This window comes from Ewingella americana ATCC 33852 (assembly GCF_000735345.1).
Lineage (GTDB): Bacteria > Pseudomonadota > Gammaproteobacteria > Enterobacterales > Enterobacteriaceae > Ewingella > Ewingella americana.
This window is the reverse complement of the sequence record NZ_JMPJ01000076.1, coordinates 100,908-127,478: the sequence shown is the minus strand read 5'-3', so window position 1 is coordinate 127,478 and position 26,571 is coordinate 100,908. Positions and strand designations below refer to the sequence as shown.

Sequence of the window (26,571 nt, the reverse complement as noted above, 5' to 3'; positions counted from 1 at the left end):
CATCTTCTTATGCAGCGTTAAGCATCCACAAGCTTAAGCATCAACAAACAGTACTTTCCCGCTAATAAATCCATCGACTGAACGCTCGAAGGCTTTGCCGACTAATTTGCTTGGTACCGGCTGGAATCCTGGCATCATGTCGGCGAACAATTCCCACGCTTCTTCAACCACGGTTGGGTTGATGGCGTTGATGCGAATGCCGCGCGGCAGCTCGTGCGCCACGCATTGCACGAAGGTGTCGATAGCGCCGCTGGTGGTGGCATCGGCAATACCTTCCGGAATAGGTTTCACATTCAGAATGCCGGAAATCAGAGTGAAAGAGCCGCCGTCGTTGATGTAGTTCAGCCCCTCTTTGACCAGTCGCATCTGGCCCAGCATTTTGCTTTGCACGCTGGCTTCCCACTGCTCATCGGTCATCTCGGCGAAAGGTGCGTATTCGCAGAAACCGGCGGCGTTAACCACGGCGTCAAATTTGCCGACTTTTTCAAACAGCGCGCGAATTGACGCCTTATCGGTGATGTCCACCTGATGGTCGCAGCCCTTGCCGGACAGGCTGGCGGTGATCACTCGGTGCTTGGTTAAACCGGTAAGTGCCGCCTGACCAATCTTGCCCTGCGCGCCAATAACAATGACAGTTTTCATATTTTATTCCTAAGTGTGTGTTGAACTCGCCGACACTTTAGGAGAGTGGTGATACAATTAAAAACAGAGATTACATGTAAGAGATATCACAGATTATGATAGATAGAATCGACCTCAAGCACATGCGGGTGTTCGTCCAACTGGTGAGAGAGAAAAGCGTCTCGAAGGTGGCGGCGGAGGCGGGTTTAACCCAGCAGGCGGTGAGCGGATACTTGAAAAGGCTGCGCGGAGAGTTTCAGGAAGAGCTGTTCCTGCGCCAAAGTAACGGCCTGCAACCGACCCACTTCGCCTTCGAACTGTGTGCCAAGTTCGAGCGGGTACTGGAGGAAGTGGACAGCATCTATGATGATTTGCCCTTTGATTTGGCCTCTGCCAACCAGACTTACACCATTATCGCCAATGAGTACGCCCAGCTCTCTTATGTGCCGCTTTTCGTACGTGCCGCCACCGCGCTGGCTCCCAATATCACGTTCAATATCATTGACTTCGACCACCGCACCCATGAAGCCCTGCTGGCGAGCGGCGAGGCGGATATCGTGATTGGTTTTGGCGAGTTTATCGATCAGCGCCTGACGCTGGCCCCGATTCAACAAGAGCATTACGCCTGCGTGGTCAATGAGCATTCGGCGATTTTCGAGCAGATCCGCCAACCCGCCGATTTGGCCGCCTTCCCTCACGTGGCGATGGGCAACAATGGCTACCATTTTAGCAATACGGTGGACGCGTTTTTGAAGGAACAGGGTGTGGAGCGCCGGGTGATTGCCGTGCTGCCCTGCTATACCGCGCTACAGAGCTTCTTGTCGGTCAATGACGTGGTGGCCTTTGTGCCATCCACTATGACCCGGTTAGGCAACTTCAAAACCATCGAATTTGCTGTGGAACCGCAGAGTTTTGACGTGGTAGCGGCATGGCATCGCCGGGTGGCGTCCAATCCGTTGCATCAGTGGGTGGTGGAGCAGATTTTGAGTTTAAACGCGCCCTGACGCGAGTGCCGGGGCGCGAACAGCCTTACAGCCAGCGTTTGAACCACGCGGTTTGCTCGGCAACTACCGGCGTGAAGTGCTCGCCAGAGTAGAAGTCGTAGTGCTTCGCGCCTTGCTCAACGTAGAGCTTTTTCTCGGCGGTGGTCAGCGCGTGGTACAGGTCAATGCCCTGCTCCGGCGGGTTAACCTTGTCCTGCTCGGCAACCATCACCAGCACCGGACAGGTGACTTTGGCGGCGTGGTCGGCGGGCTTGTAGCGCAGGGTTTCACGCACGGTCAGGAATGGGATCTTGATATCCATCGCTGGATACTGGGTTTTATTCTCTTCGAAGAAGGCTTTGGACTCGTCGTCGCTCAGCACTTTAGTGATGGAAACCATCATCTCTTTGCCGGTTGCCAGCTTCTTATCATTCATTTTTTCCAGCGTGGCGATAAAGCCCGCCTTGTCTTCCGGCGACATCGCACCGGTCACCACGTTTTCACCGTCGGCGAAGCCCAGCTGGCTCACCACGGCTTTCACGCGATCACCCGCCTGCGCGGCCGCAGCCATCACGTGGCAGCCGCCGAAGCTGGTGCCCCACAGGCCAATGCGATGGCTGTCGATGATGCTTTCGTCTTGCAGCGTGCCAAGCACGGTGAGGATATCGGCTATCTGCATTTCAGGCACTAAACGGCCTTTCTCGCCGCCGCTGGCACCAAAGCCGCGATAATCGAAGGTGACGGCGGCAAAGCCCGCGTCAACAAAGGCTTTCACGAATGCAGGCAAGAGGATTTCCTGAATACCGCAAAAGCCGTGGCAAAGAAGAATGGCGGGTAAATTTTCACCGGTTTGGGGTGCATGAAGCGTAACAGCGATGTCGTCTGCGGTTTTATATTTTGAAATTTTCACCTGAACTACCTTATTGGTACAAAAGGAGCCCGTTGTATATCAACAAAATTAGCTTGGAAACAAGAGGCTAATTCTGACTTGATTACTACAGAATATTTCATCAACCGCTGACCCTGCCGATTACCCGGCAAACACCCCGCGCCCTTCCAGACAATCATCAATCACCTGCAACACGGCTTCCTCGCTATTCAAACCCGCGCGATATTTGGCGTGAGTAAACACCGCAGGCTGGCCGTTTTGCATCGCGAAGCCATAACCGGCGCTTTTCAGCATTTCTAAATCATTGCCGCCGTCGCCGAAGGCCATCACTTCGGCATCTTCCACGCCATAAATTGCCTGGATCCGCTTCAAACCGTTGGCCTTGTGGTTACCGGGAATAATCAAATCCACCGAGCCGTGGCCGCTGGAAACCGGCGTGACGATATCCCCCAGCGCCTGCTGTACATCTGCCATCAGCTGCGGCAAATGGTCTTGCGACATTTCTAAGGCGAACTTGAAAATCACGTCGTCAATCTGCCCGTAATCGCTGATGCGGTTGAGGCGGAAGTAGTAGCGGCTCATCTTCTTGAAGAAGGCATCGCCAAAGGAATTGAGCATGTACGCACCGTTTCTGCCGCACACCACCACTTGCAGGTAATCAATCTGGCTGATGAAATCCAGCACCCGCGTTATCTGCTCTTGAGGCATCTGGCCGCAGTAAATCTGCTGCTGTTTGTCCACTACGTAGGCACCGTTTTCGGCGACATAAGCGATATCTTTATCCAGCTCATCGAAGAAGGTTTTTAACTGGTAATACTGGTTGCCGCTGGCGACCACAAACTTGATCCCCCTGCTCTGCAATTCGGCGTACTGCTGGGCAAAGCGCGGGCGATTGTAGTCGCCATGTTGATTCAAAAAGGTTCCGTCCATATCGACGGCGATAAGCTTAACGGCCATGTTGACTCCCCAGATTGTGAAAAAAAAGCCAGTACCCTCGTACTGGCTGGCACCATGCCACTCAGAAAAAATCAGTATTTAAGTTTGTAAGCCCCAAGGCTGATGACGATAAACAGCGCCGCCATCATGGCGAAAGCCGCGGTCAGGCTGGAAAGATGGGCGACGAAGCCGATAAACGCCGGACCCGCCAGCACCCCGAGATAACCCAGCGTAGCCACCATCGCCACCGACATATTGACCGGCATCACCTTCTCTTGCCCGGCCAGCGTGATAAGCACCGGCACAATGTTGGCGACGCCAATGCCTACCAGCGCGAAGCCAATCAGCGCGTTACTCCAGCCCGGCGCGAGCACCACCAGCAAATAACCCGCGATACCCAGCAGTGCGCCAAACACCAGCACCTTTTTGCGGCCGAGCTTCTTCACCACCGCATCGCCGGTTAAACGCATAATCGACATAGTGATAGCGAAGATGGCATAGCCCCAGCCCGCGTGTTCCAGAGCCAGCGCGCGGTCCTGAGTCAGGAAGACTCCGCCCCAGTCGAGCACCGCGCCTTCGCCCATAAAGCAGATCATCGCCATCAGCGCCATTAGGATCAGGCGGAAGTTAGGTCGCGCCTTGCGCCCCGGCTCGTCGGAGGCTTCTTCGTTGCCACCGGTGGGTAGCAGTCGGTTAAAGAAGAAGGCGGTGATCAATACCACCAGCGCCACGGCGTAACCGGTGCTGTGTAACGGCGGCAGCCCGGCGCTGAGCAGCAGTGCGCCGCCGCCCGCCCCGGCAATGCCACCGACGCTGTACAAACAGTGGAAGCCCGACATCAGGGGTTTGTCGGACGCTTGCTCAATCAGCGTGCCCTGTACGTTCATCGCCACGTCGGTCAGGCCGATGCCCATGCCGAAGATAAACAGTGACAGCGCCAGCAGGCGGATGTCGCTCAAAACCGCCAGCGGCGGCAGCATCAGGCAAAATAGCGCGATGCCAATCACAATCATCGACCGGCAGCCAAATCGGCCAATCAATCGCCCGGAGCCGAACATCGCCAGCAAAGAACCACTCCCCAAACAGAGCAGCAGCAGGCCGAGATCCCCCGCCGCCGCCTGAGTGCGCACTTGAGCGTAAGGCACCAGCGCGGCCCACAGGCCCATCGCCAAACCGGTAACAAAGAAAATGGCCCGCGTCGCCAGACGATTAACGGGAGAGTCCGTAATGGAAGTCGCAATTTGCAGTGACATCAAGCGTTACCCATATGTATTCAAAGGAAAATGGCCGAAGCGGTAAAATACACAACCACTTATTAAAAGTCTTTTAATAAGTGGTTAATCTACAGGTGATGAAGAAATAAAGTCAACTAGCGGAAAGGTAAAGAAGTGAAATTAGTCGGCAAAAATGCGCTGGCGTTGGAAGTTAGCCAGCGTCAGTTCGGCGATGCCAATCAGGTAATCGGGCTGAATAGACTGGCGATACACCAGCTGCGGCATGTGCTGTGGCGGGATAGTCAGCAGGCATTGGCGGCCGACTTCAGCAATCACCTCGGGGGAGATTTGCACGCCGGAGAGCGCGATGGTCGCCGGGTTGATCACCGCCACCAGCGACTTAACCAGATTGACCATTTTGGTGATAACCGGCACGTCATTGCCCTGCGGCACTGGCAGGAAAGAGACTTCTCCAGCAAAGTGGCTGGCCCCCTGCAACACCTGCCCATTGATCACTACGCCACAACCGGTGCAGTGATGCTCGGGTTGCAGAATATAGGCCAGCGGCGCTTGCTCCTGCGGGCAGTTGTTGCGGTAAAAGCCCCAGGCGCTGTAGTTCATGTCATTCGCCGCCTCGACGAAAATGCCAAACTGCTGGCGCAGCTTTTCTGTCAGCTTCAGCCCCACAAACAGCGGGATATCGCAGGCTAGCACTTCCCCCTGCGAGACCACGCCGGGCAGGCCAATGCCCATCGCGCGAATCGCCGGGTGGCGGGCAATCGCCTCGCCAATGGTGTCAGTGAACTGCGCCAAAGTGAGGAATTCAAAGCTTTTATCCCACTGTTCCAGTACGTCGCCCAATGCCGAAGAAACCGACACCACGATGCGGCTCTGCTCGCTGGAACCTTCAACATACAGGCTGAGCAGCGAGAAGAAGCTCGGGTCACAGGCGAAACGCTGGGCCGGACGCCCGCCGCTGGAGACATCCTGCGCCAGCGCCATCACCTCTCCGGTCAGGCAGAGTTCATTGAGCACCGTGCCGCAGGTGGCAATGCTTAACCCGGTGTTCGCCGCCAACTCGGCCTTGGTCGCCGACGTCAGCGCTTTTAAGGCATTAATCACCAGCACCACGTTGTGCTTTTTGATTTCGCGAGTTGTGCGGGTAACTGGGGTATTCATAACGCCTCATAGACCGGGAGTAAGCAGGATGGAAGTTAATTCATTGAGTCGAAAGGGATTATACCACGCGCCACACGCCGTTCTTGGTCGAGCCAACGCGGGTCAACAGCCCCTTTTCTTGCAGGACTTTAACATTACGTTCGACGGTACGGCGAGCAACACCTAAAGATTCTGCCAGTTCGGCCAGCGTGATCGACGGCGACGCCGCAATGGCCGCCAGCACTTTCTTGCCGGTGGCGGAAAGCCCCGACGAGTTTTCTACCGACATTTGTACCGACATTTGTACCGACATCTCGCGCGAATTGCCTTGCTGGACTTCAATCCCCTCGCGCAGAGCAGCAAGGATTTTCTCCAGCATAAAGGCGATAAAAGCCGTGCAGTCGCTGGCCCGGTCGCATTCGCCCAACACGCGGTAATAATCCTGCTGCTGATTATGGATCAGCGTTTCTACCGGCAGCCATGCCAGCTCGCTGCGCCACTCGCTGAGGATCAGCGTCTGCCACAGGCGACCCATGCGGCCATTGCCGTCAGCGAAAGGGTGAATAAATTCAAACTCATAATGGAAGATTGAACTGGCAATCAGCGGGTGAATATCCGTGTGCTGCAACCACGCCAATAAATCACTGACCAAGCGGTTAACCTGATTGGCGGGCGGTGCCATGTGAATCAGCCGACTGTCGCGATAAACCCCGACATCGCCGCTACGCAGCACGCCGGGGGCATCCACCAGCCCGGTCATAAGCAACCGATGGGCAGAAAGCAGGTCAGCCTGCCTGAAGCTGCGCCAATCGGGCAATTTCTCATATGCCTGAATGGCGTTGCGCACTTCCTGAATATCTTTCGCCGGAGCCAGCACGCGCTTGCCTTCCATCAATGCCGTGACCTGCTCGGTGGAAAGGCTGTTATGTTCAATCGCCAAAGAGGCTTGGATAGTGCGGATTCGGTTCTCTTTGCGCAGCAGCGGCGAGGCGTGCCCTGCCCGCGCCGCCCAATGTCCCAATAGCTCCCCCACCTCAACCACGCGGTTCAGTATTTCTGTAGTGATCGTGAAAGGTGGCTGGTAACCCGCCATGAAGATCCCCTGTTATCCCTAATCCAAAAAGCGCTGAGCGTGGTCAGCATCCAGTTTTTGTACTGCGTCGTAACGACCAAACAGCCGATAACGGTTGATAGCAATGCGGTTGTAACACATGTCGCGGAAGGATTGCGGGAAAATGCGCAATATTCCCATCCAGCGCCAAGGCGCGGGTAAGCCACTCATGGCGCGGAAAATCGCCTCGGAGCGCAGGAACACTTCTCCCTTATCAATCAACACGATGGTGTTGATCTTGTCAGCCGGAAGTCCGGACCAGACAAACAGCGCTTTGCCCTTCTCGGACTGCACCGGCACCATGCGCACCGTGCGATGGCGGTCATGGCGAATAAGGAAATTGACCCAGCCGATGCACAATTTACAGGTGGCGTCGAAAATCACTATCCGCTCACCGGGCTGAATATAAGGGGGATTGCCGCGCATGCTTTGCTCCAGTGAGTCTGTCAGCCGCGACCAAAAATGGCGATCACCGCGTCCAGATGTTCTTTCATCGCCTTTTTAGCCGCGCGGGTATCGCGCGCTTCAAGAGCGGTCAGAATAGCCAGATGCTCGACTTCCGAACGATGCGGCATGTCCTGCGGCGTATAGTGCAACTGTAGCCCGCGGAACATGGTGCCGTAACGGTGTCCAAGCAGATGGGCAATGATAAAGGCATAGGCCGGATTTCCGCTAGCCTGCGCAATACGAATGTGAAACAAACGGTCACCGGGATGCGTCGCTGAACCTTGGCGATTATCGCGGCAGTTCTGCTCATATGCCTGCCTGATCCCCGCCAACTCCTCATCAGACGCGTATCTTGCTGCCAGCGCGGCTGTTTCAGGTTCGATCAATCTTCTGGTCTGTAACAGTGAAAACGGTGGCAGCTCGGCGGTGAAATCCAGCTCGATATTCAGCTCGTCGTCGACGTCCGCCCACTGGTTGCGCCCCGCCTGAGCCATCACCGGCTCTTGGGTAGGTTGCTGCACAGTTGCTGGCTGTTCGCGGACAATCACGCCATTTCCCACCTTAACGTCCACCAATCCGATCACTTCCAAAGCAATCAGTGCTTCACGCACCGAGGCGCGGCTCACCTGTAATTGACTGGCCAATTCGCGCTCGGCGGGCAGACGGCTGCCGGGTGGAAATTCTTTATTGTCGATTAAGGTTTTCAGTTGATCAGCTATCTGCCTGTAAATACGAGGATTTTCTAATTTTTTTATCGGCATCGGACACCTGAAGTCATTTTAAATTAAGTGATTCAGCTAACATTTATGGGACAAAAATCTTGCTGAATTGTTTTATGCATGTAAAAAACTAGTTAAATGAAAAGGCGTTTTAAGTTGCACTCTGGCTGGTATTTTAGCAAAAAGATAGCAAAAAGAGCCTGACTTGACCCGTTTTTTTCGCCCTCAATGGCCTGACCATTAGACCTAAATTCACCACATCGTCTTCGGAGAAATCATGGATCTGACCGGGAAAAAAGTGCTGATCACCGCAGCGGGACAAGGCATTGGCTTCACCACCGCCAACCTTTTTGCCAAACAGGGGGCGCAGGTTTTCGCCACCGACATCAATATCGACAAGCTTCACGGCATCCGTGGGATTGAGCCACACCTCCTCGACGTGACCAACCCACAGGCCATCAGCCAGATTGCTGAGAGAATTGGCCCGGTGGACGTGCTGTTCAACTGCGCGGGCGTGGTACACAGCGGCGACATTCTCAGCTGTACCGAACGCGATTGGCAGTTTGCATTGGATCTCAACGTCAGCGCCATGTTCCACATGATCCGCGCCTTTCTGCCCGCCATGCTCGAGCGCAAAGCAGGCTCAATCATCAACATGTCTTCCGTGGCCTCCAGCATCAAGGGCGTGCCAAACCGTTTCGCCTACAGCGCCACCAAGGCCGCGGTGATTGGCCTGACGCGCTCGGTCGCCGCCGACTACGTCACGCAGGGCATTCGCTGTAACGCCATCTGCCCCGGCACCGTCGAATCCCCTTCTCTGCGCCAGCGCATTGCCGCTCAGGCCGAAGCCGAAGGGCGCAGCGAGGAAGAAGTTTACAAAGCCTTTGTGGCGCGCCAGCCAATTGGCCGCATCGGCAAAACCGAAGAAATCGCCCAACTAGCGCTGTATCTAGCCTCGGATGCCAGCTCCTACACCACCGGCACGGTGCAAATCATTGATGGCGGCTGGAGCAACTGATCTTCGCGCCTTGGTAACACATTCAATTAGAAGGATTTTGGCATGAAATTATTACGCTACGGCCCGGCAGGTAAAGAGCGCCCGGCCATTCTGGACAGCAACGGCAAGATCCGCGATTTATCGGCTCAGGTGAGCGACATCGGCGGCGAGGCTCTGCTGCCCGCCTCGCTCGATAAGCTGCGCCATCTGGACATTAACAGCCTGCCCTTGGTTGACGGCAATCCGCGGCTTGGCGCCTGCATTGGCAGCGTCGGCAAGTTCATCTGCATCGGCCTTAACTATGCCGACCACGCGGCCGAAACTGGCGCAGAGATCCCCAAAGAGCCGGTGATTTTCAGTAAGTGGACCAGCTCAATTGTTGGGCCAAACGATGATGTAGAAATTCCCCGCGACTCGGTGAAAACCGACTGGGAAGTGGAGCTGGGCGTGGTGATTGGCAAAGGCGGCCGCTACATCAGCGAGGCCGACGCCCTGTCCCACGTGGCGGGCTATTGCGTGATTAACGACGTCTCCGAACGTGAATTCCAAATCGAACGCGGCGGCACCTGGGACAAAGGCAAAGGCTGCGACACCTTCGGCCCGATTGGCCCGTGGCTGGTGACTGCCGACGAAATCCCCGACCCGCACCAACTCAACCTGTGGCTTGAAGTCGACGGCAAGCGATACCAAAACGGCAACACCCGCACCATGATTTTCAAAGTGCCGGAAATTGTCAGTTACTTGAGCCGTTTCATGAGCTTACAGCCGGGCGACATTATCTCTACCGGCACCCCGCCGGGCGTCGGATTAGGGCAAAAACCGCCGGTCTACCTGAAAGCCGGACAAGTGATGCATCTGGGGATCGAAGGCCTCGGCGAGCAGCGCCAGAAAACGGTGCAAGCGTAAATTTTAAGGAGTTGTCACTCATGACCACCATCACTGCATTACGTGTTGAAGATATTCGCTTCCCGACTTCGCTGGCACTCGACGGCTCGGACGCCATGAACCCGGACCCGGATTACTCGGCGGCTTACGTCATTTTAGAGACCGATAACCCGTCGCTGGCCGGGCACGGCCTGACCTTTACCATCGGGCGTGGCAATGAAATCTGCTGCGCCGCCATCAATGCGTTGCAGCATCTGGTGATTGGCCGCGATTTGGCGACTATCACCGCCAATATGGGGGCTTTCTGGCGTGAATTCACCAGCGACAGCCAACTGCGCTGGATTGGGCCGGACAAGGGCGCCATTCATCTGGCGACCGGCGCGGTAGTCAACGCGGTGTGGGATCTGTGGAGCAAAGCCGAAGGCAAACCGCTGTGGAAACTGGTGGCCGACATGTCGCCAGAAGAGCTAGTGCGCTGCATCGACTTCCGCTACATCACCGACTGCATCACGCCGCAGGAAGCCCTGACGCTGCTGCAGCAGCGCGCCGACAACAAGGCACGGCGCGTCGAGAAGCTACTGGCCGAAGGTTACCCGTGTTACACCACCTCGGCAGGCTGGCTGGGCTATCCCGACGACAAGCTGCGCCGCCTGTGCCAAGAAGCGGTGGACGCCGGTTTTGATTATCTGAAGCTGAAAGTCGGCCGCGATTTAGAAGACGACATTCGCCGCGTACGCATCGCTCGTGAAGTTATCGGCCCGGACCGCAAGCTGATGATTGACGCCAATCAGGTGTGGGAAACCAATGACGCCATCCCGTGGGTCAACGCGCTGGCCTTCGCCAAGCCGTGGTTTATCGAAGAACCCACCAGCCCGGATGACATCGAGGGACACCGCAAAATTCGCCAAGGCGTGGCCCCGGTGAAAGTCGCCACCGGCGAGATGTGCCAGAACCGCATCATGTTCAAACAGTTCATCATGCGCGAAGCCATTGACGTGGTGCAGATTGACGCCTGCCGCATGGGGGGCGTTAACGAGGTACTGGCCGTGATGCTGATGGCCGCCAAGTACAACCTGCCGGTTTGCCCACACGCGGGCGGCGTCGGGCTGTGCGAATACGTGCAGCACTTATCGATGATTGACTATCTCTGCATCGCGGGTACCCACGAAGGCCGGGTGATTGAGTATGTGGATCACCTGCACGAGCACTTCCTCCATCCTTGCGACATTAGGGGCGCGGCCTACATGCCGCCGAAAGCGCCGGGCTTCTCTATCGAGATGCATCAGGCGTCTATCGACCAATATCGCCACCACGCCTGATGGCGCAGCTTTAGGAGCAGACGCGATGAGCCAGCCGAGAATCGATGCCCACCAGCATTTTTGGCGCTACGAGCCGCGAGATTATCGCTGGATAAGCGACGACATGGCGGTGCTGAAGCAGGATTTACTGCCTGAACAGCTGGCAACGGCGTTACAACGTCACAAAATTCAGGCCTCGGTGGTGGTCCAGGCCTGCTCCAGCATTGAAGAGTCGCGCTGGCTGCTGGAGATTGCCGAGCAGACATCTTACGTAAAAGGCGTGGTCGGCTGGGTAGATATTGCTTCGCCAGAGCTGGGAGCACAGCTCGAACAGCTGGCCCATCCGCTGCTGCGCGGCATTCGCCATCAGGTGCAGGATGAAGCCAACCCGGCGGCGTGGCTGAGCGACGGCGCGGTAAATCGCGGTCTTCGCCAGCTGCAACAGCAGGGTTATGTCTATGAGCTGCTGGTCACTCATCGCCATCTGCACGAGGGCGCGCAGTTCGCCGCACGCCATGACCAACACGCGCTGATTTTGGACCATTTCGGCAAGCCTGACCTCAGCCGAGGCGCCCGCCACTGGGCGCAGCAGATTGCGCCTTTTGCCGCGCTGGAGCACGTCAGCTGCAAGCTCTCCGGCCTGTTAACCGAGCCGCGCCCGGCGGGCATGACGCCTAATGACCTACTGCCCTATTTCGACGTGGCGCTGGACGCCTTCGGCCCTGAGCGATTGCTGTTTGGCTCCGACTGGCCGGTCTGCCTGCTAGCAGGGAGCTACCAAGACGCGCTGACCCTGTGCCAACGCGCCACCGCCGCGCTGAGCCGCGACCAGCAGGACGCCATTTTCGGTGGCAACGCGTATCGCCTGTACAACCTGCAAAACTCATTTTTGGAGTACCCATGAATCTGCATCTCGACAACAAAGTGGTGATCGTCACCGGCGGCGGCTCCGGCATCGGGGCCGCCATCTCGCTGACCTTGGCCGAAGAAGGGGCCATTCCGGTGATCATCAGCAATACCGAACCGGCCAACGAGCTGATGCACCAGCTGCAACAGTTTCAACCACAGGCCAGCTTTGTGCTCACCGAGCTGCGCGACGAAGCCAGCTGCACGCGGGCGGTAAAAGAGGTGTTGACCCGCTATGGGAGCATCGACGGCTTAGTGAACAACGCCGGAGTCAATGACAGCGTAGGACTCGACGCCGGGCGCGAAGCCTTTGTGCGCTCGCTTGAGCAGAACCTGATCCACTACTACCTGATGGCCCACCTCAGCCTTGAGGCGCTGCGCGCCAGCCGGGGAGCCATCGTCAATATCAGCTCCAAAACAGCGCTGACCGGGCAAGGCAACACCAGCGGCTATGCCTCTGCCAAGGGCGGCGTGCTGGGGTTGACTCGCGAATGGGCCGCCGCGCTGCTCAAAGACGGCATTCGCGTCAACGCGGTTATCCCCGCCGAGGTGATGACCCCGCTGTATGAGCGCTGGATTAAAAGCTTTGATAAGCCGGAAGAAAAACTGAGCCAAATCACCTCACATATCCCCCTCGGCCAGCGTATGACCACGCCGCAGGAGATTGCCAACACCGTGGTGTTCCTGCTTTCGTCCCGTGCCTCGCATACCACCGGCCAATGGCTGTCGGTCGACGGCGGCTACACCCACCTTGACCGGGCGCTGACATGAGCCGCCGCTTCTGTCAGGCGCTGGATTTGATCGATGACCCCCAGCTGATCGCCGAGTATCAGCAGCACCATCAGCGCATCTGGCCGGAAGTCGCCGAGCATCTGCGCCAGCACGGCATTGTGGAGATGGAGATTTACCAGCTGGGCAACCGGCTCTTTATGGTGATGGACACCACGGATGACTTCGACGGCGAGCAGTTCGCCCTTCGCAGTCAGGAGAACCCAAAAATCTGCGAATGGGAAAAGCTGATGTGGAAATATCAGCGGCCCACGCCATGGACGCCCGCAGGTGAAAAGTGGGTGGCGCTGAAGCGGATTTTTACGCTGGCAGACCAACCCTAGCTCGTAACCTAAGAGATTGTTTTTCAAGTTATCTGACATAAAAAACCAGCCTCGTGCTGAAACAAACCCTGCAACCAGATATCAAGGAATTAACCATGCTCGCCAATAAAACCGAAAACCCTGCTTATGTAGGGCAAAAAGCGGCCTCCGGCTTCCGGCTGGCCTTTATGTTAGTCACTACGCTGTTCTTCCTCTGGGGCTTGTCTTACGGCCTGCTCGACGTGCTTAACAAGCATTTTCAGGAAGTGCTGCACGTCAATAAAGCCCAGTCCGGTCTGCTTCAGGCGGCTTACTTCGGCGCTTACTTCGTCATCGCCCTACCCGCCGGTTTCTTTATGGACCGATATGGCTACAAGGCGGGGATTTTAGTAGGCCTGTGCCTCTACGCCCTTGGTGCGCTGCTGTTTGTGCCCGCCGCAGGAGCCAGCAGCTTCGCCATGTTCTTGCTGGCGCTGTTCGTGATTGCTTTAGGTCTGGGCTGTCTGGAAACCGCCGCCAACCCTTATGCCACCGTGCTGGGTGAGCCTGCGGGTGCCGAGCGCCGCCTGAATTTAGCCCAATCCTTCAACGGCTTAGGCCAGTTCGTTGGGCCAATCATTGGCGGCTCGCTGTTCTTCAGCGCCACCCAAGGCCCGGCCTCAGAAAGCCTCGATTCGGTAAAAATAACCTATGTTGCCATCGCCGTGCTGGTGCTGCTGATTGCCCTGTTGTTTGGCCGCACCAAGCTGCCGGATATTCGCGAGAGTGGCTCTGCATCTGAGCAGGCCAGCGGCGTGGAGAAAGGCCTGTGGCAGCACGCTCACTTTACCGGCGGCGTGATTGCGCAGTTCTTCTACGTGGCGGCACAGGTTGGCGTCGGCGCGTTCTTCATCAACTACACCACCGAGCACTGGCACACCCTGTCGAACCAAAATGCCTCTTATCTGCTGTCGATTGGGCTGGTGAGCTTTATGATTGGCCGCTTCTTCAGCACGTGGCTGATGGGCTTTGTGCGCCCGGCCACCCTGCTGGTGACCTACGCCATCATTAACATTGTGCTGTGCGGCATCGTGGTCGCGGGGATTGATAATGTCTCGGTGATCGCGCTGGTGGCGGTGTTCTTCTTTATGTCGATCATGTTCCCCACTATTTTCGCCATGGGCGTCAAGGACATGGGCAAACAGACCAAACGCGCCAGCTCGGTGATGATCATGGCGATTGTCGGCGGGGCAATAATGCCTTATCTGATGGGCGCGGTCGCTGACCATTACGACACCGCGGTCTCCTATCTCCTGCCGCTGGCTTGTTTTGCCGTGGTGCTGGTCTATGGTTTACGTCAGAGAGCGCGTTAAGCGCACAGGCTTGCCGGGAAATTCAAAGGAATGCTGAACCATTATGATTATTTCTGCTTCAACTGACTATCGGGCGGCCGCGCAGCGCAGGCTGCCACCCTTCCTGTTCCACTATATTGATGGTGGTGCCTACAACGAACATACGTTACGCCGTAACACCGCCGACCTAGCGGACATCGCGCTGCGCCAGCGCATTCTTAATAATATGTCTGAGCTGAGCACCGCCACCACGCTGTTCGGCGAGCAGTTGGCGATGCCGGTTATTCTCGCCCCGGTGGGGTTAACCGGCATGTACGCCCGCCGTGGCGAGGTGCAGGCCGCGCGCGCCGCCGCCAAGAAAGGCATCCCTTTCACGCTTTCCACCGTGTCGGTTTGCCCAATTGAGGAAGTGGCGCCAGCCATTGATCGGCCGATGTGGTTCCAGCTGTATGTGTTGAAGGACCGTGGATTCATGCGTAATGCGCTGGAGCGCGCGCAGGCGGCAGGCGTCAAAACACTGGTGTTCACCGTCGACATGCCAGTGCCGGGGGCGCGCTACCGCGACGCTCATTCCGGCATGAGTGGCCCAAACGCCGCCGCACGCCGCATTCTGCAAGCCGTGACGCACCCGCAGTGGGCGTGGGATGTCGGCCTTAACGGCAAGCCGCACGACTTGGGCAATGTCTCGGCTTATCGCGGCAAACCCACCACCCTTGAGGACTATATCGGCTGGTTAGGCGCCAACTTCGACCCATCGATTTCATGGAAGGATTTGGAGTGGATCCGCGAATTCTGGAAAGGGCCGATGATCATCAAAGGCATTCTTGACCCGGAAGACGCCAAAGACGCAGTGAGGTTTGGCGCAGACGGCATCATCGTTTCCAACCACGGCGGCCGCCAGTTGGACGGCGTGCTCTCCACCACTCGCGCCCTCCCCGCCATCGCCGACGCGGTGAAAGGGGATATCACGATTTTGGCCGACTCCGGCATCCGCACGGGTCTGGACGTGGTGCGCATGATTGCGCTAGGTGCCGACAGCGTGCTGCTGGGCCGCGCCTTCGTCTACGCCCTCGCCGCCGCAGGCGAAGCCGGGGTGATAAACTTGTTAGAATTGATCGAAAAAGAAATGCGCGTCGCCATGACCCTGACCGGCGCGAAGACCATCGCCGATATCAGTAGAGATTCTTTGGTGGCGGGGCGTTTTGGTTAACCTAGTCAGACAAAGTGATTATCGCCACTCGTCACGACGCTGGTTTTCAAAGGCAACGCCTTCGACCGACTGGTTTGCCCAGAGCCCAAAAGCTGAGTCATTCTGAATCAGGCCGCTGGTGCGCGCCAATGCAGTGATGGCGTTTCGAATAACCTCATCTCGGGGAACCTGTAACAAGGTTCCCAGCTCATCTAACCGTTGAAGTTCCTTTTCAGATAGATCAATCACCAAGCGAGCCATAGCAACTTCCTCCTAAGTCCTTTTACCCAGCTTAGCGCTTTTACTCTCATTATTGCCAGACCGAAAATAACTGTTTTAGCACCAACAAAAACGCCCGCAATAAGCGGGCGTGATGCAGAGCGAGATCTCGGGTTACTTGGTTAAGGCAACGATACCCAGGGTCACGGCGGCGACGGCGGCAACACCACCGGCGACGGCGCCTGCGGTATCCCAGTTGTCCTGCGTAGTGCCTTTCATACAGGTATTGGTGTGAACCAAACGGCCTTCGGAGTCGTACATCGGCGGGCACGGAGAGTTGGTGGCGCAGCCCGCCAGTAAGGTTGCCAATAGCCCAGCGATAATGAATTTTTTCATGGTATTCCCTTCATGGTGTCACCCTCTGCAATGGCAGGCTGGGTGATTATCGCGCGACTTTACCACTTTTCTATCGCGCGCCATTATCGGGGAATATTTGCAAATTATTTGGAATGTAAAGTTTCAGCAATGAACCGCGAGAACTCTGCGCCAAGTGCTAAGAAAGCGTAAGCGGCGGCAGTTCGAGGTTCTCGCGGAAGGTATCGCCGAGATAATCCTCGTCGAGCAGGTGGCGTTTTCGCAACTCGGGCAGCAGGCCGTTGAGCAGCAAATCTTCCTGATCGGGCTGGCCCAAACCGTGGAGGGAAATCACATCCAGCACCCCGGCGTGATAGCGTTTTTCAATGGCGTCAGCCAGCTGTTCCGGCGTCCCGGCGTTAAACCAGTGGCCAGTTTCCTGCGCCTGAATGATCAACTCGCGCACGGTTAAGCCTTGCTGGGCGAAGCGTTTGAAAATCTCCGCGCGGCCGCGACGGCGGTTGACCTGCGCCACGTCGGGCAGCAGGCTAGCGGGCAGAGGCTGGTCAAGGGGCACCTCGCTCAAATCAATCTCGCCACCCAACATATCGGCCAATTTAAGCCGCCCCTGCTGATAGTCGATGCGTTCGTGCTTTTCGCGCAGTCGGCGCGCCACGTCGGCGTCGCTCTCGCCAATCACCGAATGGAAGGAGTTCATCACAAACGGCAGGTTGTCATGTCGGCCATAGGCCCGCGCCCGCTGGTGTAGCTGTTCGACGAAGGCCACGGCGTCCTCGAAGGTCGGCTGCGAGGTGTAAATCACTTCGGCGTAGCGCGCGCCGACCGAAACGCCCTCTTCCGACTGCCCGGCCTGAAACTGCACCGGCCGCCGCTGAGGGGGAACCGGCACGTTTAGCGGCCCCTGCACGCGGAAAAAATCACCGTGGAAATTCACCGGATGCAGCTTTAATGGGTCAATCTTGGTGCCGCCGGACGCCGTGCGCTGCACCGCGCTGGAGTCGTTGGCGTCAAACAGCGCGTTCAGCACGGCAATAAACTCTGCCGCGCGGGCATAGCGCTGGGAGGGGTCTGGCAGATTAGTCCCGCCGAAATTCTCTTCCCCTACCGAGGAGGTGACGGCGTTCCACGCGGCGCGACCGCCGCTGACGTGGTCCAGCGTCGCTACCAGCCGGGCCAGATTATAGGGGTGCTGATAGGTGGTCGACACCGTGGCGACCAGACCGATATGCTCGGTGACCTGACTGAGTGCCGCCAGCGTGATCAGCGGATCCTGACTGCCGGTAGAACCCGCCAAACCGGCGGGATCGGCTTGCAGTAAGTCGGCGGTAAACAGCCCGGTGATTTTCTGCGCTTCGGCCTTACGCGCCAACTCAACGGCGCGTTTTATGCCCGGTAATGGCCGCGAGTCGTTGGCGGCATAGAGGTAACTTCCCGCCCCCACCAGCGTTTTTAAGCGTCTTCTGTTGTTTCCAGCCACGGTATTCCCTTCTTTGCTAAGCCAAACCTATAAAATAGGGCGCGGTGCTTTTTATTGGCTACCAAGAAAAAGGCATGAGCTTTCCACAATATAAGATAATCAGGGCAGTTACTGGCGCAGCCAAGGGGCGGCGGTGGTCCAGAAAATAATATTCACCCCAAGGTAGTTTTCAGCGAACTGGATAAACTCCTGCTCGGTGAATTTCTTGTGGGTTTTAGGGTTGGTATAGGTCAGCGTGGGCTGCTGTACAGCCATCGCCACCAGATTCAACTTGCCTTTGTATTGATGGAAAAACGGATATGCATTTTTCATCTGACCCTTTTTATAGGGAACAATATCCGGGCCGCCTAGCCCAATATTATTGGCCTGAGCCGTCTCAAACAGTCGTGACATATAACCATGGTCGTTATTCCATTCGCACGGCCAGAAGTTGACGTACTGCACGACATAAGATTTCTTGAACACCGACTTGGCAAACAGCATATTTTCCTGCGTAGCGGCGAAATAACGCTCACAGGTAAAACCACGTTTTGCGGCTTGTTTTTCATCAATATCAATAGAGGTTTCCGGCAAGTTGATCCCGGCAATTCTGCCATCAAAGTTCTTGGCGAGTGCGGCCAAAAGCTGTTGATATTGCTGCCTAAGTGCCGGATTCCACTGCATCGCCACCCAGCCAGAACCCTCGGGCTTGCCTTCTCCGGGGTTGTCCGTTTGCTCCATCAGGCCGCCGAGATACTGAGGCTCCTGCTGGAGATAACTCGGGATATTTTTATGTTGCGGCTCGAAGAAGCGATCTTGCAGTTGAATAAACAGTTTCTTATGCAGCTTATTGGTGAACGCTAAATCCTTTTCGATGGCCGAAAAATCATACTGGCCTTTGGCCTTCTCTAGCTGCTTCCAAGAATAGACAATCTGCACGCCCTGAATATCCTCTCGTTGCAACAGCGGGTGGATATTTTCCAACTGGTCAGAATCAGTAAAGAGATAATTTTGTGGCGTGGCGGCCTGCACGCTGCTGGCAAATAACAGGGCAAACAGAATAAACATAATGATGAATCGCATACCTGAAACCTTATTTCCACTGAGATAGGAATAACAGTATGGCGGTGGCTCCGGGGGGAATTGTCAGAGCAATGTCAGGATGCAAAACTAATTTTGCAATGTCAGCAATGGCCCAGCGAGGCGATGCTCCAGCCGCAGGGTCAAACCTCCCCGCGCCTCCACCCGAATGACCGACATATTGGCCCAGATGGCGTCGGCATCCGCGCGCTGTGGCCACGGCTTGAGCTGAAGATTGTCGCCGCGCTGCCACCAGATTTGTTGGAAGTCGCTACGGCGCAGCAACGTCTGCTCAAGCCACACCGGTGGGCAGGCCGCTGGCACAGTTGGCGGCTGGAGAATGATTTTTTGCCCCTGCCGCTGGAGCCAGTTCAGCCCGCCGCTGCCCTGCAACGCCAAAGTTTGCTGCCACACATCGCCGCCCGAACGGACGGTTAATTGATAAATGCCGGCGGGGAACGGTTCGCCGCGCTCCTGACTGTTCAGCCTAAATTGCTGGTCTGGGTCATATTCGGCCTTGGCCTCATCCATCAACTCTTCACCGTTTAGCAATGTCAGGGAGATGTGCAGGTCGTGTCGCAAACTTTTGCCGCTGAACTGCACGCGGTAAATCCGATTGAGAGGAATATCGCGCTGTATCAGCACCAGCGTCGGGTGATCTAACCACGCGGGCGCGGCTATCGGCAGGTCATTGCCGCATTGGCGAGACACAACGGCGTCCAGCGCCTGTCGCCATGCGTCGCGCTGCGCGGCGCTGCTCATCTGCGGCCAAAGGTTAATCAGCTGCTGCCACGCCTGAGCATCTTGCTGGCTGAATAAGGCGTGATACACCGGCTCGAGAGGCGTCGCGGGCAGCGCGCTCTTTGCGGGAGGAATCATCGCCAGCGTAAGCAACAGGGCAGAAAGAATTTTCGGCGTCATGATAATTTATCCAAACGATAACCCACGCCGCGCACGCTGCTGATAGCAATGCCGGGCAGCTTTTGCCGCAGTTGCAAAATATGAGTGTCTACCGTGCGAGTCGAGGGGAAATGCTGGTAGCCCCATACCTGATTGAGCAGCTCATCGCGAGTAAACACCCGCCCGGCCATCTGCACCAACATCGCCAGCAGGGCGAACTCGGTGGCGGTCAGCGCCACCTCTTTTTGCTGCCAACTGGCCGACTGGCGCGAAGGGAACAGCAGCAGCTCGCCGCTGCCCAATTGCCCCTCCCCCAGCGGCCGCAGCTGCGCGCGAATGCGGGCCAGCAGCTCCACGTGAGCAAAAGGTTTGCTGAGGTAATCTCGCGCCCCGGCTTCCAGACCGGCAACCCGGTCTTCCACATTGACCCGGGCGGTCAGCACAATCACCGGCAGCGCCTTTTTCGCCAGCCAGTTGGGTAAGTACTTCAGGCTGTCGCCATCGGGAAATTGCCGGTCGAGGATAACCAAGTCCGCCAGATGCCAGTGGCGCTCCACCTGACTCAGCTCGCTCAGCCACTGACAGTTAAAGCCTTCCTGCTGCAAAAACAGCTGCAATCCCTGCCCCAGCGCGGCGTCGTCTTCAATAAGCAGCAGGCTATGTTGGGTTTTACTGTTCACAAGGCAGCTCCAAAGTGAAAGTGGTCGGCGGGCCGCTGAGAGTCAGTTTGCCGCCCAATCTGCGGGTTACGCGTTGGACGATGCTCAGGCCAAGCCCCATCCCGGCGCGGGAAGAGAGCTCGCGGCGCAGCTGGGGCAGAGCTTTGACACCCAGATCTCCACCATCGCTGATCTCTAAAATCAGCCGCCCGTTGCGGCAACTGGCGCAAAGACGCACCGGAGGTTTGCCGTGGCGAAATGCGTTATCGAGCAAATTATTCAGGCACAGGCTGGACCAATAGAGCGGCAGTTCAACCTCAAGGTCGCTATCAAGGCAAAATGTCAGGCCGGGATGCGCCTCGGCGATATGCCACAGCCAGTCGCTCAAGGTGATTTTTACCGGCGCTTCCAGCACGTCGCGAATGCCGTCTCCGGCCAGATAGTGCCTGCTGGCCTCGGCCATCTGGCGCATACGCTGCACGCTGTCGGCCAGTTCGCCGAACCCTGCCTGCGCATCCGCCGACAGGCTGTCAAAATCGCGGCGGAAATGCTCGACCACATTCCCTAACTGGCTGATCGGCGTACGTAATTCATGGGTGAGCATCTGCACAATAAACCGTTGGCGCTGCTGTAATCGCCGCCGCTGCCAGCCTGTCCAGCCTAAGGCCAACAGGGCTGCTAGCAGCGCCACGGCCAGCAATACCCGCCAACCGTTGGCATAGCTGGTGGCGGGAATGGCGCACAGGGTACCCAGCACGACGTCGCATCGCCCTCCGGCAGCCACCAGCTCAACTCCCGCGCGCTTGGCCAGCGGCTGCCAGACCTCAGGCGCATAGCGCAGCCACTGCTGGGCCTGCTGACGCCACAGAACCCCGTCCTGCATCAGCCAAGTTTGACCATTCGCCAGCGCGTCAAGATTGTCATCCGATAGCTGACCGACGCCGCCCAGCGCCTGCGGCCTTTCCCGCACATGCAGGTAAGCCTGCAATCGCCCCGCCTCGGCAGGATGGCGCTGGAGATAGTGCCACGCCGTGCTGCCCCCCAGCGGATAGACGGGGTGAGCCACAAACCACTGCTCCGGCAAATCAGTCTGCTGGCACTGTGCCTGTTCAAACTGTTGAAAAGCCGGCGGAATACCCTCGAGCGATCCCGAGCAGTGCTGGCTGTATTGATAAAGCGCGGATAACGCGGGGAGTGGCATTTCGTTGAGCTGAGGGTAGAGAGAGGCTGGGCGTAAAAGCAGCGGATCAAGCTGGCGCAGCGGGCTGAGTGAAACTTGACCCAGAACCGGCGCACCATCCAACAAGCGAGAGAAATCGCGCAGCGCCTGAGATAAAGGCGCAGCCGAGCAGCCGCCCAATAGCAGCGCGCTACAAAATATCAGGCCAAACTTCCTGACTTTCTCCCTCATGGGTGTCGCACTCCTTTGCTGAGAATGCCGCGATTATGCCCTGCAATACCAAAAATCCCAACTCAGCAAAACGGCCTTTATTTATTGAATTTTATTGTTCTCATTTACTCATCGCAGAATTTTATTTATATCCACACTTTATCTACTGGTTCTATTTGAATGTGAATTCATGGGGTTATCGAAACATATTCTGCTAATTTTGCTTAAGTAAAGATTTGTTGGTGCAATTCTGATTCTCTGACTAACATTAAGTCAGCTAATACAACGTAATTACTCTACGTGAAATTAGTGACCTGGCGCACGAATAATGAATTCGCGCTCGAACATTCAAAGATGAAAAGCATGGTAATAAAGGGAGAGAGTCTATGAACGATCATTCTGCTCCTACATCGGCTCATTACAATGAAGCTTATGTAGAACCGGTAAACGGTGTGCCATTAAAACGTATTTCATGGAGCGCTATTTTCGCCGGCGTCATTATTTCAATCGTAGTTTATTTACTGTTATCCATTTTGGGTACCGCAGTGGGGGCTAGCACCATTGACCCGCTGAAAGAGCAAAATCCGTTAGACCACATTGGTACCGGCGCCCTGATCTGGACCGGCGTCAGCATGCTGATTTCCATTGCTGCCGGGGGCTACGCCAGCGGCCGTCTGGCCCAGCGCGAAGGGGCTTTGCATGGAGTATTAATGTTTGGGGTCAATACCTTAATCAGCCTGTGGTTCTTGGTGGTGGTGGTTAATAGCGCGGTGAGCGGCGCAGCCAGCGTGGTTGGTAGCGGGCTACAGACATTGGGTAGCGGAATATCAGCCGCCGCGCCGCCGGTGACTCAGATGGTAAAAGACAAGTTGGGAGAAAATAATATTAATCTCGACAGTTTGCAGAATGAACTGGAGACCACGCTGCGCCAAACCGGCAAGCCAGAATTACAACCTGAGAATTTGCAAAATAAAGCTGAGGGAGAAGTTAACAATGCCCAAAATCAAGCTGCAAATACGGCTAATCATCCACAAACCGCCGACACCGACGTCGTCAACTTTATTAAAGGTTTAGTTCAGCGCAATGAGAGTACATTCCAGGCTGCTGACCGTGACGCGTTGAAAAATATCATTAAAGCACGTACTGGTAAAAGCGATCAGGAAGTGGAACAGATTGTCGCGCAGACCGAGAAAAGCTATCAACAGGCCCGAGCAAAATATGAAGAGTTGAAACAGCAAGCCGAGCAAAAAGCCCGCGAAGCCGCCGATAAAGCCGCTGCCGCGACGGCGAAAGCCAGCTGGTTCGCCTTCTTCTTACTGATTGTTGAAGCCGTTCTCGCCGGTGCTATGGGGGCTTTGGGTCGTCGCACTCAGCCACGCGCGGTGTTTAGCGATCAACGTCCATTAAGATAAGCCTGAAGTAAGTCGTTGTTAACTAAGAGAGAGGATAGCAATATCCTCTCTTTTTCATTTTTACAGCGCCATGGTGAGCAGCACCAGCGTTAACAGCGCCAGATAAATCTTGGCGTGCAGCTTGTCAGGAATTCGTCCCACCCACGGCGTCGCCGCCTGCATGCCCAGCCATGACCCCGCGAGCAGCACCACAAACGCCAGCATATCCACATAACCCCAATACCCATGCCCCGGTAGAGCCGCCGCGCCCGGCGAGGCCAGCATATAGGTCAGCGTCCCGACTATGGCAACCGGCAGGCTGAGCGGGTTCGCCATCGCGGTGGCGACGGTCATGCTTAGCCCCCGGCGGCGCATCATCGGCACGGTAATCACGCTACCCCCGACGCCGAGAAAGGTGGCAATGGTGCCAATCACCAGCCCGCTGAACGCGGTTTTCCCTACGGTTGGCTGATGGGGAGCTGTCTTAGCCGGTTGAGAAACAAAGCCTTTTCGCAACACGCCGTCGGCAATAGTCACCGCCAGATAGGCCACAAAGAGCCAGCGGATCACGCCGCCGCCGGTGGCATTGGCGAGTAAAGACCCGGCCACCGCGCCTAGGGCGATATAGCCCGCCAGCGGCCATATCTGGCTAAGTATCAGGTTGTCTTTGCGCCAGTGGCGGCGAGTCGCCATCGCCGAGGAGACAATCATCACGCAGGTCGAGGTCGCCACCGCGATGTGCATCGCCGCATGGCCTATCGGGCTATTTGCGCCATAAAGAGTGATTAAAGTGCGATACAGCAGCGGCACGATGATAAAACCGCCGCCAAAGCCGAATAAGAGCGTGGTGATCCCGGCGATAAAGCCGAATAGCGTTAACGTGAAGTACAAAGTGAACATGGTGGTGGGCCTGAAGTTGCAAAATAGGCCCCACTGTAAGCAAGCTAGGCTTGTCCTGCTTTCGTTATTCAGTCAATAATGTTTGTGTTTCAGCCAATATGAGAATCCTGCGTGCGCAACGTTTCTATCAATCTGTTGGATGCCACCCCCCGCCCGGTGGTTGCCATCCGCACAGACTACGCCTACGGCACTCAGCTGGCCTGGCACAGCCATCGCCGTGCTCAGCTGCTCTACGGCGCGCCGGGCGTGATGGAGGTCTCTACGCAGCACGGTAGCTGGGTGGTGCCGCAGCAAAGCGCGGTGTGGATACCCGCCGAAACGCCACACAAAGTGGTGATGCTCGGCGTCAGCACGCGCAGCCTGTATATCGAACCGGCGGCCATACCCAGAAGTGGCGAACAGTGTGAAGTGATCGCCATTCCTCCGCTTTTGCGCCAGCTGCTTTTGGACGCCGTGGAGCTGCCTCTGGAATACGCCACCTCTGGCCGCGATGGCGCGCTGGTCAGCCTGATGATGCATGAAATCGCCCGTGCCCCCACCCTGCCGCTGCATATCGCCTTTCCGCGCCAATCGGCTCTGGCGAAGCTGTGTCAGGGGTTTCTTCAGCAGCCCAATATTCACACTCTTCCCAGCCACTGGGCAGAGTTGCTGCATATCAGTGAGCGCACCTTCAATCGCCAGTTTCGGGCAGAGACCGGGATGTCTTTCCTGCAATGGCGGCAGCGGGCCTGCGTGGTGCTGGCGCTCTCAAGGCTCGCCACCGGAGAGCCGGTGACCACCGTGGCGCTGGATATGGGTTATGACAGTCCGGCGGCTTTCTCGACCATGTTTCGCAAAATGCTCGGCCAGCCACCCTCGGCTTTCAGCCATTTCACCGGCGCAGTGTCGAATATTTCACGATAAATCATCGTTTATCTGGCTCATTTCATAAGCTGTGCTAAACCTTAAACAGGCTTATCAACAAGGAGTGAGTTATGAAGAAGCGTTATCTAGTAGCATCAGCGTTAGTTCTTTCCGCCTTACTGGCAGGCTGCTCCAGCAATTACGCCATTCAGACCAACGACGGGCGTACCATTGTCAGCGAAGGCAAACCAAGAGTTGACCGGGATACCGGCCTAATCAAGTACAAGGATGCATGGGGCAAAGAGCGCCAAATTGCCCAGACCGACGTGAAAGTGATGACGGAAATCGGCAAGTAGGATGTACTGAGCCTTAAAAGTAAAAACCCGCTTCGGCGGGTTTTTTGTTGTGGATTTATGGAGAAGATAGCAATTTGGGAGAAAGTGTTTCTTTTTGGGAAACAGGTGTCATCATAGCCATTCTGGAAAACTTATTTTAAAGGATTATCACTAATGGCTATACCCACCCCTCCGCATCCGGGCGGCTTGATCACTGAATATCTTGAAGATTACGGGATCTCGCTTCGCTAATTGGCGAAAGATTTGGGCGTATCTCCCTCAGCCTTGAGCAAGGCCGCTGCGGGTAAGACAGCAATTACTCCCGAAATGGCATTAAGGCTCGAAGTGGGGCTAGGTATCGCGGCCCGCCTTTGGCTGGCAATGCAGGCAACGTATGACCTCAGCAAGGCTCGGGAAAGAGTCGATCTTTCAAGCGTTGTGCCGTCGTCCCACACTCAGGCTCAGACGGCACATTAGAAACGGCACCCCAATGGGGCTGTTCTCATCACCAAACCTGACTGATATTTTAATGCAGTCACTTTAGCTTCTTAAGCTATCAACAGCATTTTTACTCAGAATAAGTACAGATTTCACGCTAGTTTCAATACTCTCGATGATGCTGAGTCGTGGACCATTCCGCCATTCGTCACTGTTGTAAAAAGAATTTTGAGAACTCTCAAGATGCTCAAGACTGTCGTAAGCTCTTATTAGATAGTAAGAATCCGAGTCATGAAGAGAGTTACCGAAAGCCACAATATCCATACCCGCAGCACGATGAAGAGGGCTGCTCTGCTCGACCATGATTTGATGAAAACGATGCCCCGTCCCTGACTTTAATGTGTACTGCAATATCTCTACAGTTTTCATAAATAACCTTATCCCTGATTAGATGGCTGAAACGAGAATCTATCAGATATGAAACACCTGCCCCACGCCTTCAGGCAATTCAACGTTCAGGCTCAGCTTTCCGCCCATCGCCTCAATATATCGTTTGAGAGTAGCCAGTTTTACGTCATTGCCTCTTTGCTCTATCTGGGTTATGGCGGGCTGACTGACGCCCATTAATTCCGCCAGTTTCTTCTGTGAGACCTGCATCTCTTCACGCAGCAACTGCAAACCGGTTTCCAGAATCATTTCATCCGCCATCTCTTTAATGCGAGCCTGGCTCTCTGGCGAACGGGCAGCGATAGCTTCACGTAATGTTTTCATTTTTTCACCTCAAGGAGAGCTAAGTGGCGGTCAACACAG

Annotated in this window: 31 protein-coding genes; 13 read left to right on the top strand and 18 right to left on the bottom strand. The window is 56.1% G+C overall.

The annotated features are described in order from the left end of the window. Positions 1-33: 33 nt before the first annotated feature. Positions 34-642, bottom strand: a complete 609-nt coding sequence (locus GEAM_RS22175) for a short chain dehydrogenase (protein WP_034796212.1) — start codon at positions 640-642, stop codon at positions 34-36. 95 nt (positions 643-737) lie between these two features. On the opposite strand from GEAM_RS22175, the gene GEAM_RS22170 reads away from it, so the two are divergent. Next, the gene (locus tag GEAM_RS22170; RefSeq protein ID WP_084674161.1) at positions 738-1,625 is read left to right on the top strand and encodes a LysR family transcriptional regulator; all 888 of its coding nucleotides are present in this window, start codon (positions 738-740) and stop codon (positions 1,623-1,625) included. Positions 1,626-1,650: 25 nt separating this feature from the next. Here GEAM_RS22170 and uilS read toward each other — a convergent pair whose 3' ends face one another. The 7 genes from uilS to GEAM_RS22135 form a co-directional block, all read right to left on the bottom strand. Then, complete coding sequence (gene uilS, locus GEAM_RS22165; protein WP_034796211.1) at positions 1,651-2,514, bottom strand: UilS family quorum-quenching N-acyl-homoserine lactonase; 864 nt, start codon at positions 2,512-2,514, stop codon at positions 1,651-1,653. 120 nt (positions 2,515-2,634) lie between these two features. Continuing rightward, entirely contained in the window at positions 2,635-3,450 is an 816-nt protein-coding gene (locus tag GEAM_RS22160) for a Cof-type HAD-IIB family hydrolase (protein WP_034796210.1), read from the bottom strand. 71 nt (positions 3,451-3,521) lie between these two features. Further along, on the bottom strand, positions 3,522-4,682 hold the full coding sequence (locus tag GEAM_RS22155) for an MFS transporter (protein ID WP_034796209.1): 1,161 nt from the start codon (positions 4,680-4,682) through the stop codon (positions 3,522-3,524). A gap of 141 nt (positions 4,683-4,823) precedes the next feature. Continuing rightward, positions 4,824-5,822: an ROK family protein gene (locus tag GEAM_RS22150; RefSeq protein ID WP_034796206.1), complete on the bottom strand. Its 999-nt coding sequence runs from the start codon at positions 5,820-5,822 to the stop codon at positions 4,824-4,826. A 58-nt stretch (positions 5,823-5,880) separates the two neighbouring features. Continuing rightward, positions 5,881-6,894, bottom strand: coding sequence for a Fic family protein (locus GEAM_RS22145; protein ID WP_034796205.1), 1,014 nt, complete (start codon positions 6,892-6,894; stop codon positions 5,881-5,883). An 18-nt stretch (positions 6,895-6,912) separates the two neighbouring features. After that, positions 6,913-7,338, bottom strand: coding sequence for a thiol-disulfide oxidoreductase DCC family protein (locus tag GEAM_RS22140; protein ID WP_034796204.1), 426 nt, complete (start codon positions 7,336-7,338; stop codon positions 6,913-6,915). A gap of 20 nt (positions 7,339-7,358) precedes the next feature. After that, the gene (locus GEAM_RS22135; protein WP_034796203.1) at positions 7,359-8,120 is read right to left on the bottom strand and encodes a FadR/GntR family transcriptional regulator; all 762 of its coding nucleotides are present in this window, start codon (positions 8,118-8,120) and stop codon (positions 7,359-7,361) included. A 235-nt stretch (positions 8,121-8,355) separates the two neighbouring features. Here GEAM_RS22135 and GEAM_RS22130 point away from each other — a divergent pair, with 235 nt between their 5' ends. The 8 genes from GEAM_RS22130 (at position 8,356) to lldD (ending at position 15,796) form a co-directional block, all read left to right on the top strand. Next, positions 8,356-9,096, top strand: a complete 741-nt coding sequence (locus GEAM_RS22130) for an SDR family oxidoreductase (RefSeq protein ID WP_034796202.1) — start codon at positions 8,356-8,358, stop codon at positions 9,094-9,096. 42 nt (positions 9,097-9,138) lie between these two features. Continuing rightward, positions 9,139-9,981, top strand: a complete 843-nt coding sequence (locus GEAM_RS22125) for a fumarylacetoacetate hydrolase family protein (protein ID WP_034796201.1) — start codon at positions 9,139-9,141, stop codon at positions 9,979-9,981. Between the two features lie 20 nt (positions 9,982-10,001). Further along, the gene (locus tag GEAM_RS22120; protein ID WP_034796200.1) at positions 10,002-11,279 is read left to right on the top strand and encodes an L-fuconate dehydratase; all 1,278 of its coding nucleotides are present in this window, start codon (positions 10,002-10,004) and stop codon (positions 11,277-11,279) included. A gap of 25 nt (positions 11,280-11,304) precedes the next feature. Then, the gene (locus GEAM_RS22115; protein WP_034796199.1) at positions 11,305-12,162 is read left to right on the top strand and encodes an amidohydrolase family protein; all 858 of its coding nucleotides are present in this window, start codon (positions 11,305-11,307) and stop codon (positions 12,160-12,162) included. Beyond that, positions 12,159-12,935 (top strand): L-fucose dehydrogenase, encoded by a 777-nt coding sequence (locus tag GEAM_RS22110; RefSeq protein ID WP_034796198.1) that lies wholly within the window; start codon positions 12,159-12,161, stop codon positions 12,933-12,935. Before GEAM_RS22115 ends, GEAM_RS22110 begins: the two co-directional genes overlap by 4 nt. After that, positions 12,932-13,276 (top strand): L-rhamnose mutarotase, encoded by a 345-nt coding sequence (locus GEAM_RS22105; protein WP_034796197.1) that lies wholly within the window; start codon positions 12,932-12,934, stop codon positions 13,274-13,276. The genes GEAM_RS22110 and GEAM_RS22105 overlap by 4 nt, the downstream gene beginning before the upstream one ends. A 95-nt stretch (positions 13,277-13,371) precedes the next feature. Beyond that, on the top strand, positions 13,372-14,607 hold the full coding sequence (fucP, locus tag GEAM_RS22100; protein ID WP_034796196.1) for an L-fucose:H+ symporter permease: 1,236 nt from the start codon (positions 13,372-13,374) through the stop codon (positions 14,605-14,607). Between the two features lie 43 nt (positions 14,608-14,650). Beyond that, the gene (gene lldD, locus GEAM_RS22095) at positions 14,651-15,796 is read left to right on the top strand and encodes an FMN-dependent L-lactate dehydrogenase LldD (RefSeq protein ID WP_034796195.1); all 1,146 of its coding nucleotides are present in this window, start codon (positions 14,651-14,653) and stop codon (positions 15,794-15,796) included. An 18-nt stretch (positions 15,797-15,814) separates the two neighbouring features. On the opposite strand, the gene GEAM_RS22090 is transcribed toward lldD, so the two are convergent. The 7 genes from GEAM_RS22090 to GEAM_RS22060 form a co-directional block, all read right to left on the bottom strand. Next, a complete protein-coding gene (locus GEAM_RS22090) occupies positions 15,815-16,036 on the bottom strand; it encodes a hypothetical protein (protein WP_034796193.1) in 222 nt (73 codons plus the stop codon). A 132-nt stretch (positions 16,037-16,168) separates the two neighbouring features. Further along, on the bottom strand, positions 16,169-16,390 hold the full coding sequence (locus tag GEAM_RS22085) for a putative periplasmic lipoprotein (RefSeq protein WP_034796191.1): 222 nt from the start codon (positions 16,388-16,390) through the stop codon (positions 16,169-16,171). Positions 16,391-16,547: 157 nt separating this feature from the next. Then, the gene (locus GEAM_RS22080) at positions 16,548-17,846 is read right to left on the bottom strand and encodes an NtaA/DmoA family FMN-dependent monooxygenase (protein WP_034796190.1); all 1,299 of its coding nucleotides are present in this window, start codon (positions 17,844-17,846) and stop codon (positions 16,548-16,550) included. 108 nt (positions 17,847-17,954) lie between these two features. After that, the gene (locus GEAM_RS22075; RefSeq protein ID WP_210435897.1) at positions 17,955-18,908 is read right to left on the bottom strand and encodes a hypothetical protein; all 954 of its coding nucleotides are present in this window, start codon (positions 18,906-18,908) and stop codon (positions 17,955-17,957) included. A gap of 87 nt (positions 18,909-18,995) precedes the next feature. Then, positions 18,996-19,826, bottom strand: a complete 831-nt coding sequence (locus GEAM_RS22070) for a DUF2861 family protein (RefSeq protein WP_034796189.1) — start codon at positions 19,824-19,826, stop codon at positions 18,996-18,998. Continuing rightward, a complete protein-coding gene (locus GEAM_RS22065) occupies positions 19,823-20,485 on the bottom strand; it encodes a response regulator transcription factor (RefSeq protein WP_034796188.1) in 663 nt (220 codons plus the stop codon). Before GEAM_RS22065 ends, GEAM_RS22070 begins: the two co-directional genes overlap by 4 nt. After that, positions 20,475-21,875: an ATP-binding protein gene (locus tag GEAM_RS22060; protein ID WP_051899615.1), complete on the bottom strand. Its 1,401-nt coding sequence runs from the start codon at positions 21,873-21,875 to the stop codon at positions 20,475-20,477. Before GEAM_RS22060 ends, GEAM_RS22065 begins: the two co-directional genes overlap by 11 nt. A gap of 365 nt (positions 21,876-22,240) precedes the next feature. On the opposite strand from GEAM_RS22060, the gene GEAM_RS22055 reads away from it, so the two are divergent. After that, on the top strand, positions 22,241-23,266 hold the full coding sequence (locus GEAM_RS22055) for a YrzE family protein (RefSeq protein ID WP_034796187.1): 1,026 nt from the start codon (positions 22,241-22,243) through the stop codon (positions 23,264-23,266). Between the two features lie 60 nt (positions 23,267-23,326). Here the strand turns inward: GEAM_RS22055 and GEAM_RS22050 are convergent, their stop codons facing one another. Next, positions 23,327-24,145 carry a sulfite exporter TauE/SafE family protein gene (locus tag GEAM_RS22050; protein ID WP_034796186.1) on the bottom strand — a complete coding sequence of 273 codons (819 nt, stop codon included), beginning with the start codon at positions 24,143-24,145 and terminating at the stop codon, positions 23,327-23,329. Between the two features lie 111 nt (positions 24,146-24,256). Here GEAM_RS22050 and GEAM_RS22045 point away from each other — a divergent pair, with 111 nt between their 5' ends. The 3 genes from GEAM_RS22045 to GEAM_RS22940 all read left to right on the top strand — a co-directional run bounded on the left by GEAM_RS22045 (position 24,257) and on the right by GEAM_RS22940 (position 25,800). Beyond that, positions 24,257-25,048 (top strand): AraC family transcriptional regulator, encoded by a 792-nt coding sequence (locus GEAM_RS22045; RefSeq protein ID WP_034796185.1) that lies wholly within the window; start codon positions 24,257-24,259, stop codon positions 25,046-25,048. 71 nt (positions 25,049-25,119) lie between these two features. After that, a complete protein-coding gene (locus GEAM_RS22040; RefSeq protein WP_034796184.1) occupies positions 25,120-25,344 on the top strand; it encodes a YgdI/YgdR family lipoprotein in 225 nt (74 codons plus the stop codon). Positions 25,345-25,575: 231 nt separating this feature from the next. Beyond that, entirely contained in the window at positions 25,576-25,800 is a 225-nt protein-coding gene (locus GEAM_RS22940; protein WP_425591326.1) for a HigA family addiction module antitoxin, read from the top strand. Between the two features lie 63 nt (positions 25,801-25,863). Here GEAM_RS22940 and GEAM_RS22030 read toward each other — a convergent pair whose 3' ends face one another. Both GEAM_RS22030 and GEAM_RS22025 read right to left on the bottom strand, forming a co-directional pair. Next, complete coding sequence (locus GEAM_RS22030) at positions 25,864-26,190, bottom strand: NIPSNAP family protein (protein ID WP_034796183.1); 327 nt, start codon at positions 26,188-26,190, stop codon at positions 25,864-25,866. A 42-nt stretch (positions 26,191-26,232) separates the two neighbouring features. Continuing rightward, positions 26,233-26,532, bottom strand: coding sequence for a helix-turn-helix domain-containing protein (locus tag GEAM_RS22025; protein ID WP_034796182.1), 300 nt, complete (start codon positions 26,530-26,532; stop codon positions 26,233-26,235). Positions 26,533-26,571: the final 39 nt, after the last annotated feature.

What these genes read in the sequence shown, in the direction of transcription:
- GEAM_RS22175 (WP_034796212.1), bottom strand. Translation starts at nt 642, where the DNA reads ATGAAAACTGTCATTGTTATTGGCGCGCAGGGCAAGATTGGTCAGGCG.
- GEAM_RS22110 (WP_034796198.1), top strand. Translation starts at nt 12,159, where the DNA reads ATGAATCTGCATCTCGACAACAAAGTGGTGATCGTCACCGGCGGCGGC.
- GEAM_RS22085 (WP_034796191.1), bottom strand. Translation starts at nt 16,390, where the DNA reads ATGAAAAAATTCATTATCGCTGGGCTATTGGCAACCTTACTGGCGGGC.
- GEAM_RS22060 (WP_051899615.1), bottom strand. Translation starts at nt 21,875, where the DNA reads ATGAGGGAGAAAGTCAGGAAGTTTGGCCTGATATTTTGTAGCGCGCTG.
- GEAM_RS22105 (WP_034796197.1), top strand. Translation starts at nt 12,932, where the DNA reads ATGAGCCGCCGCTTCTGTCAGGCGCTGGATTTGATCGATGACCCCCAG.
- GEAM_RS22135 (WP_034796203.1), bottom strand. Translation starts at nt 8,120, where the DNA reads ATGCCGATAAAAAAATTAGAAAATCCTCGTATTTACAGGCAGATAGCT.
- GEAM_RS22170 (WP_084674161.1), top strand. Translation starts at nt 738, where the DNA reads ATGATAGATAGAATCGACCTCAAGCACATGCGGGTGTTCGTCCAACTG.
- GEAM_RS22125 (WP_034796201.1), top strand. Translation starts at nt 9,139, where the DNA reads ATGAAATTATTACGCTACGGCCCGGCAGGTAAAGAGCGCCCGGCCATT.
- GEAM_RS22055 (WP_034796187.1), top strand. Translation starts at nt 22,241, where the DNA reads ATGAACGATCATTCTGCTCCTACATCGGCTCATTACAATGAAGCTTAT.
- GEAM_RS22040 (WP_034796184.1), top strand. Translation starts at nt 25,120, where the DNA reads ATGAAGAAGCGTTATCTAGTAGCATCAGCGTTAGTTCTTTCCGCCTTA.
- GEAM_RS22145 (WP_034796205.1), bottom strand. Translation starts at nt 6,894, where the DNA reads ATGGCGGGTTACCAGCCACCTTTCACGATCACTACAGAAATACTGAAC.
- GEAM_RS22155 (WP_034796209.1), bottom strand. Translation starts at nt 4,682, where the DNA reads ATGTCACTGCAAATTGCGACTTCCATTACGGACTCTCCCGTTAATCGT.
- GEAM_RS22120 (WP_034796200.1), top strand. Translation starts at nt 10,002, where the DNA reads ATGACCACCATCACTGCATTACGTGTTGAAGATATTCGCTTCCCGACT.
- GEAM_RS22115 (WP_034796199.1), top strand. Translation starts at nt 11,305, where the DNA reads ATGAGCCAGCCGAGAATCGATGCCCACCAGCATTTTTGGCGCTACGAG.
- lldD (WP_034796195.1), top strand. Translation starts at nt 14,651, where the DNA reads ATGATTATTTCTGCTTCAACTGACTATCGGGCGGCCGCGCAGCGCAGG.
- GEAM_RS22140 (WP_034796204.1), bottom strand. Translation starts at nt 7,338, where the DNA reads ATGCGCGGCAATCCCCCTTATATTCAGCCCGGTGAGCGGATAGTGATT.
- GEAM_RS22030 (WP_034796183.1), bottom strand. Translation starts at nt 26,190, where the DNA reads ATGAAAACTGTAGAGATATTGCAGTACACATTAAAGTCAGGGACGGGG.
- GEAM_RS22050 (WP_034796186.1), bottom strand. Translation starts at nt 24,145, where the DNA reads ATGTTCACTTTGTACTTCACGTTAACGCTATTCGGCTTTATCGCCGGG.
- GEAM_RS22075 (WP_210435897.1), bottom strand. Translation starts at nt 18,908, where the DNA reads ATGCGATTCATCATTATGTTTATTCTGTTTGCCCTGTTATTTGCCAGC.
- fucP (WP_034796196.1), top strand. Translation starts at nt 13,372, where the DNA reads ATGCTCGCCAATAAAACCGAAAACCCTGCTTATGTAGGGCAAAAAGCG.
- GEAM_RS22090 (WP_034796193.1), bottom strand. Translation starts at nt 16,036, where the DNA reads ATGGCTCGCTTGGTGATTGATCTATCTGAAAAGGAACTTCAACGGTTA.
- GEAM_RS22150 (WP_034796206.1), bottom strand. Translation starts at nt 5,822, where the DNA reads ATGAATACCCCAGTTACCCGCACAACTCGCGAAATCAAAAAGCACAAC.
- GEAM_RS22070 (WP_034796189.1), bottom strand. Translation starts at nt 19,826, where the DNA reads ATGACGCCGAAAATTCTTTCTGCCCTGTTGCTTACGCTGGCGATGATT.
- GEAM_RS22025 (WP_034796182.1), bottom strand. Translation starts at nt 26,532, where the DNA reads ATGAAAACATTACGTGAAGCTATCGCTGCCCGTTCGCCAGAGAGCCAG.
- GEAM_RS22160 (WP_034796210.1), bottom strand. Translation starts at nt 3,450, where the DNA reads ATGGCCGTTAAGCTTATCGCCGTCGATATGGACGGAACCTTTTTGAAT.
- GEAM_RS22130 (WP_034796202.1), top strand. Translation starts at nt 8,356, where the DNA reads ATGGATCTGACCGGGAAAAAAGTGCTGATCACCGCAGCGGGACAAGGC.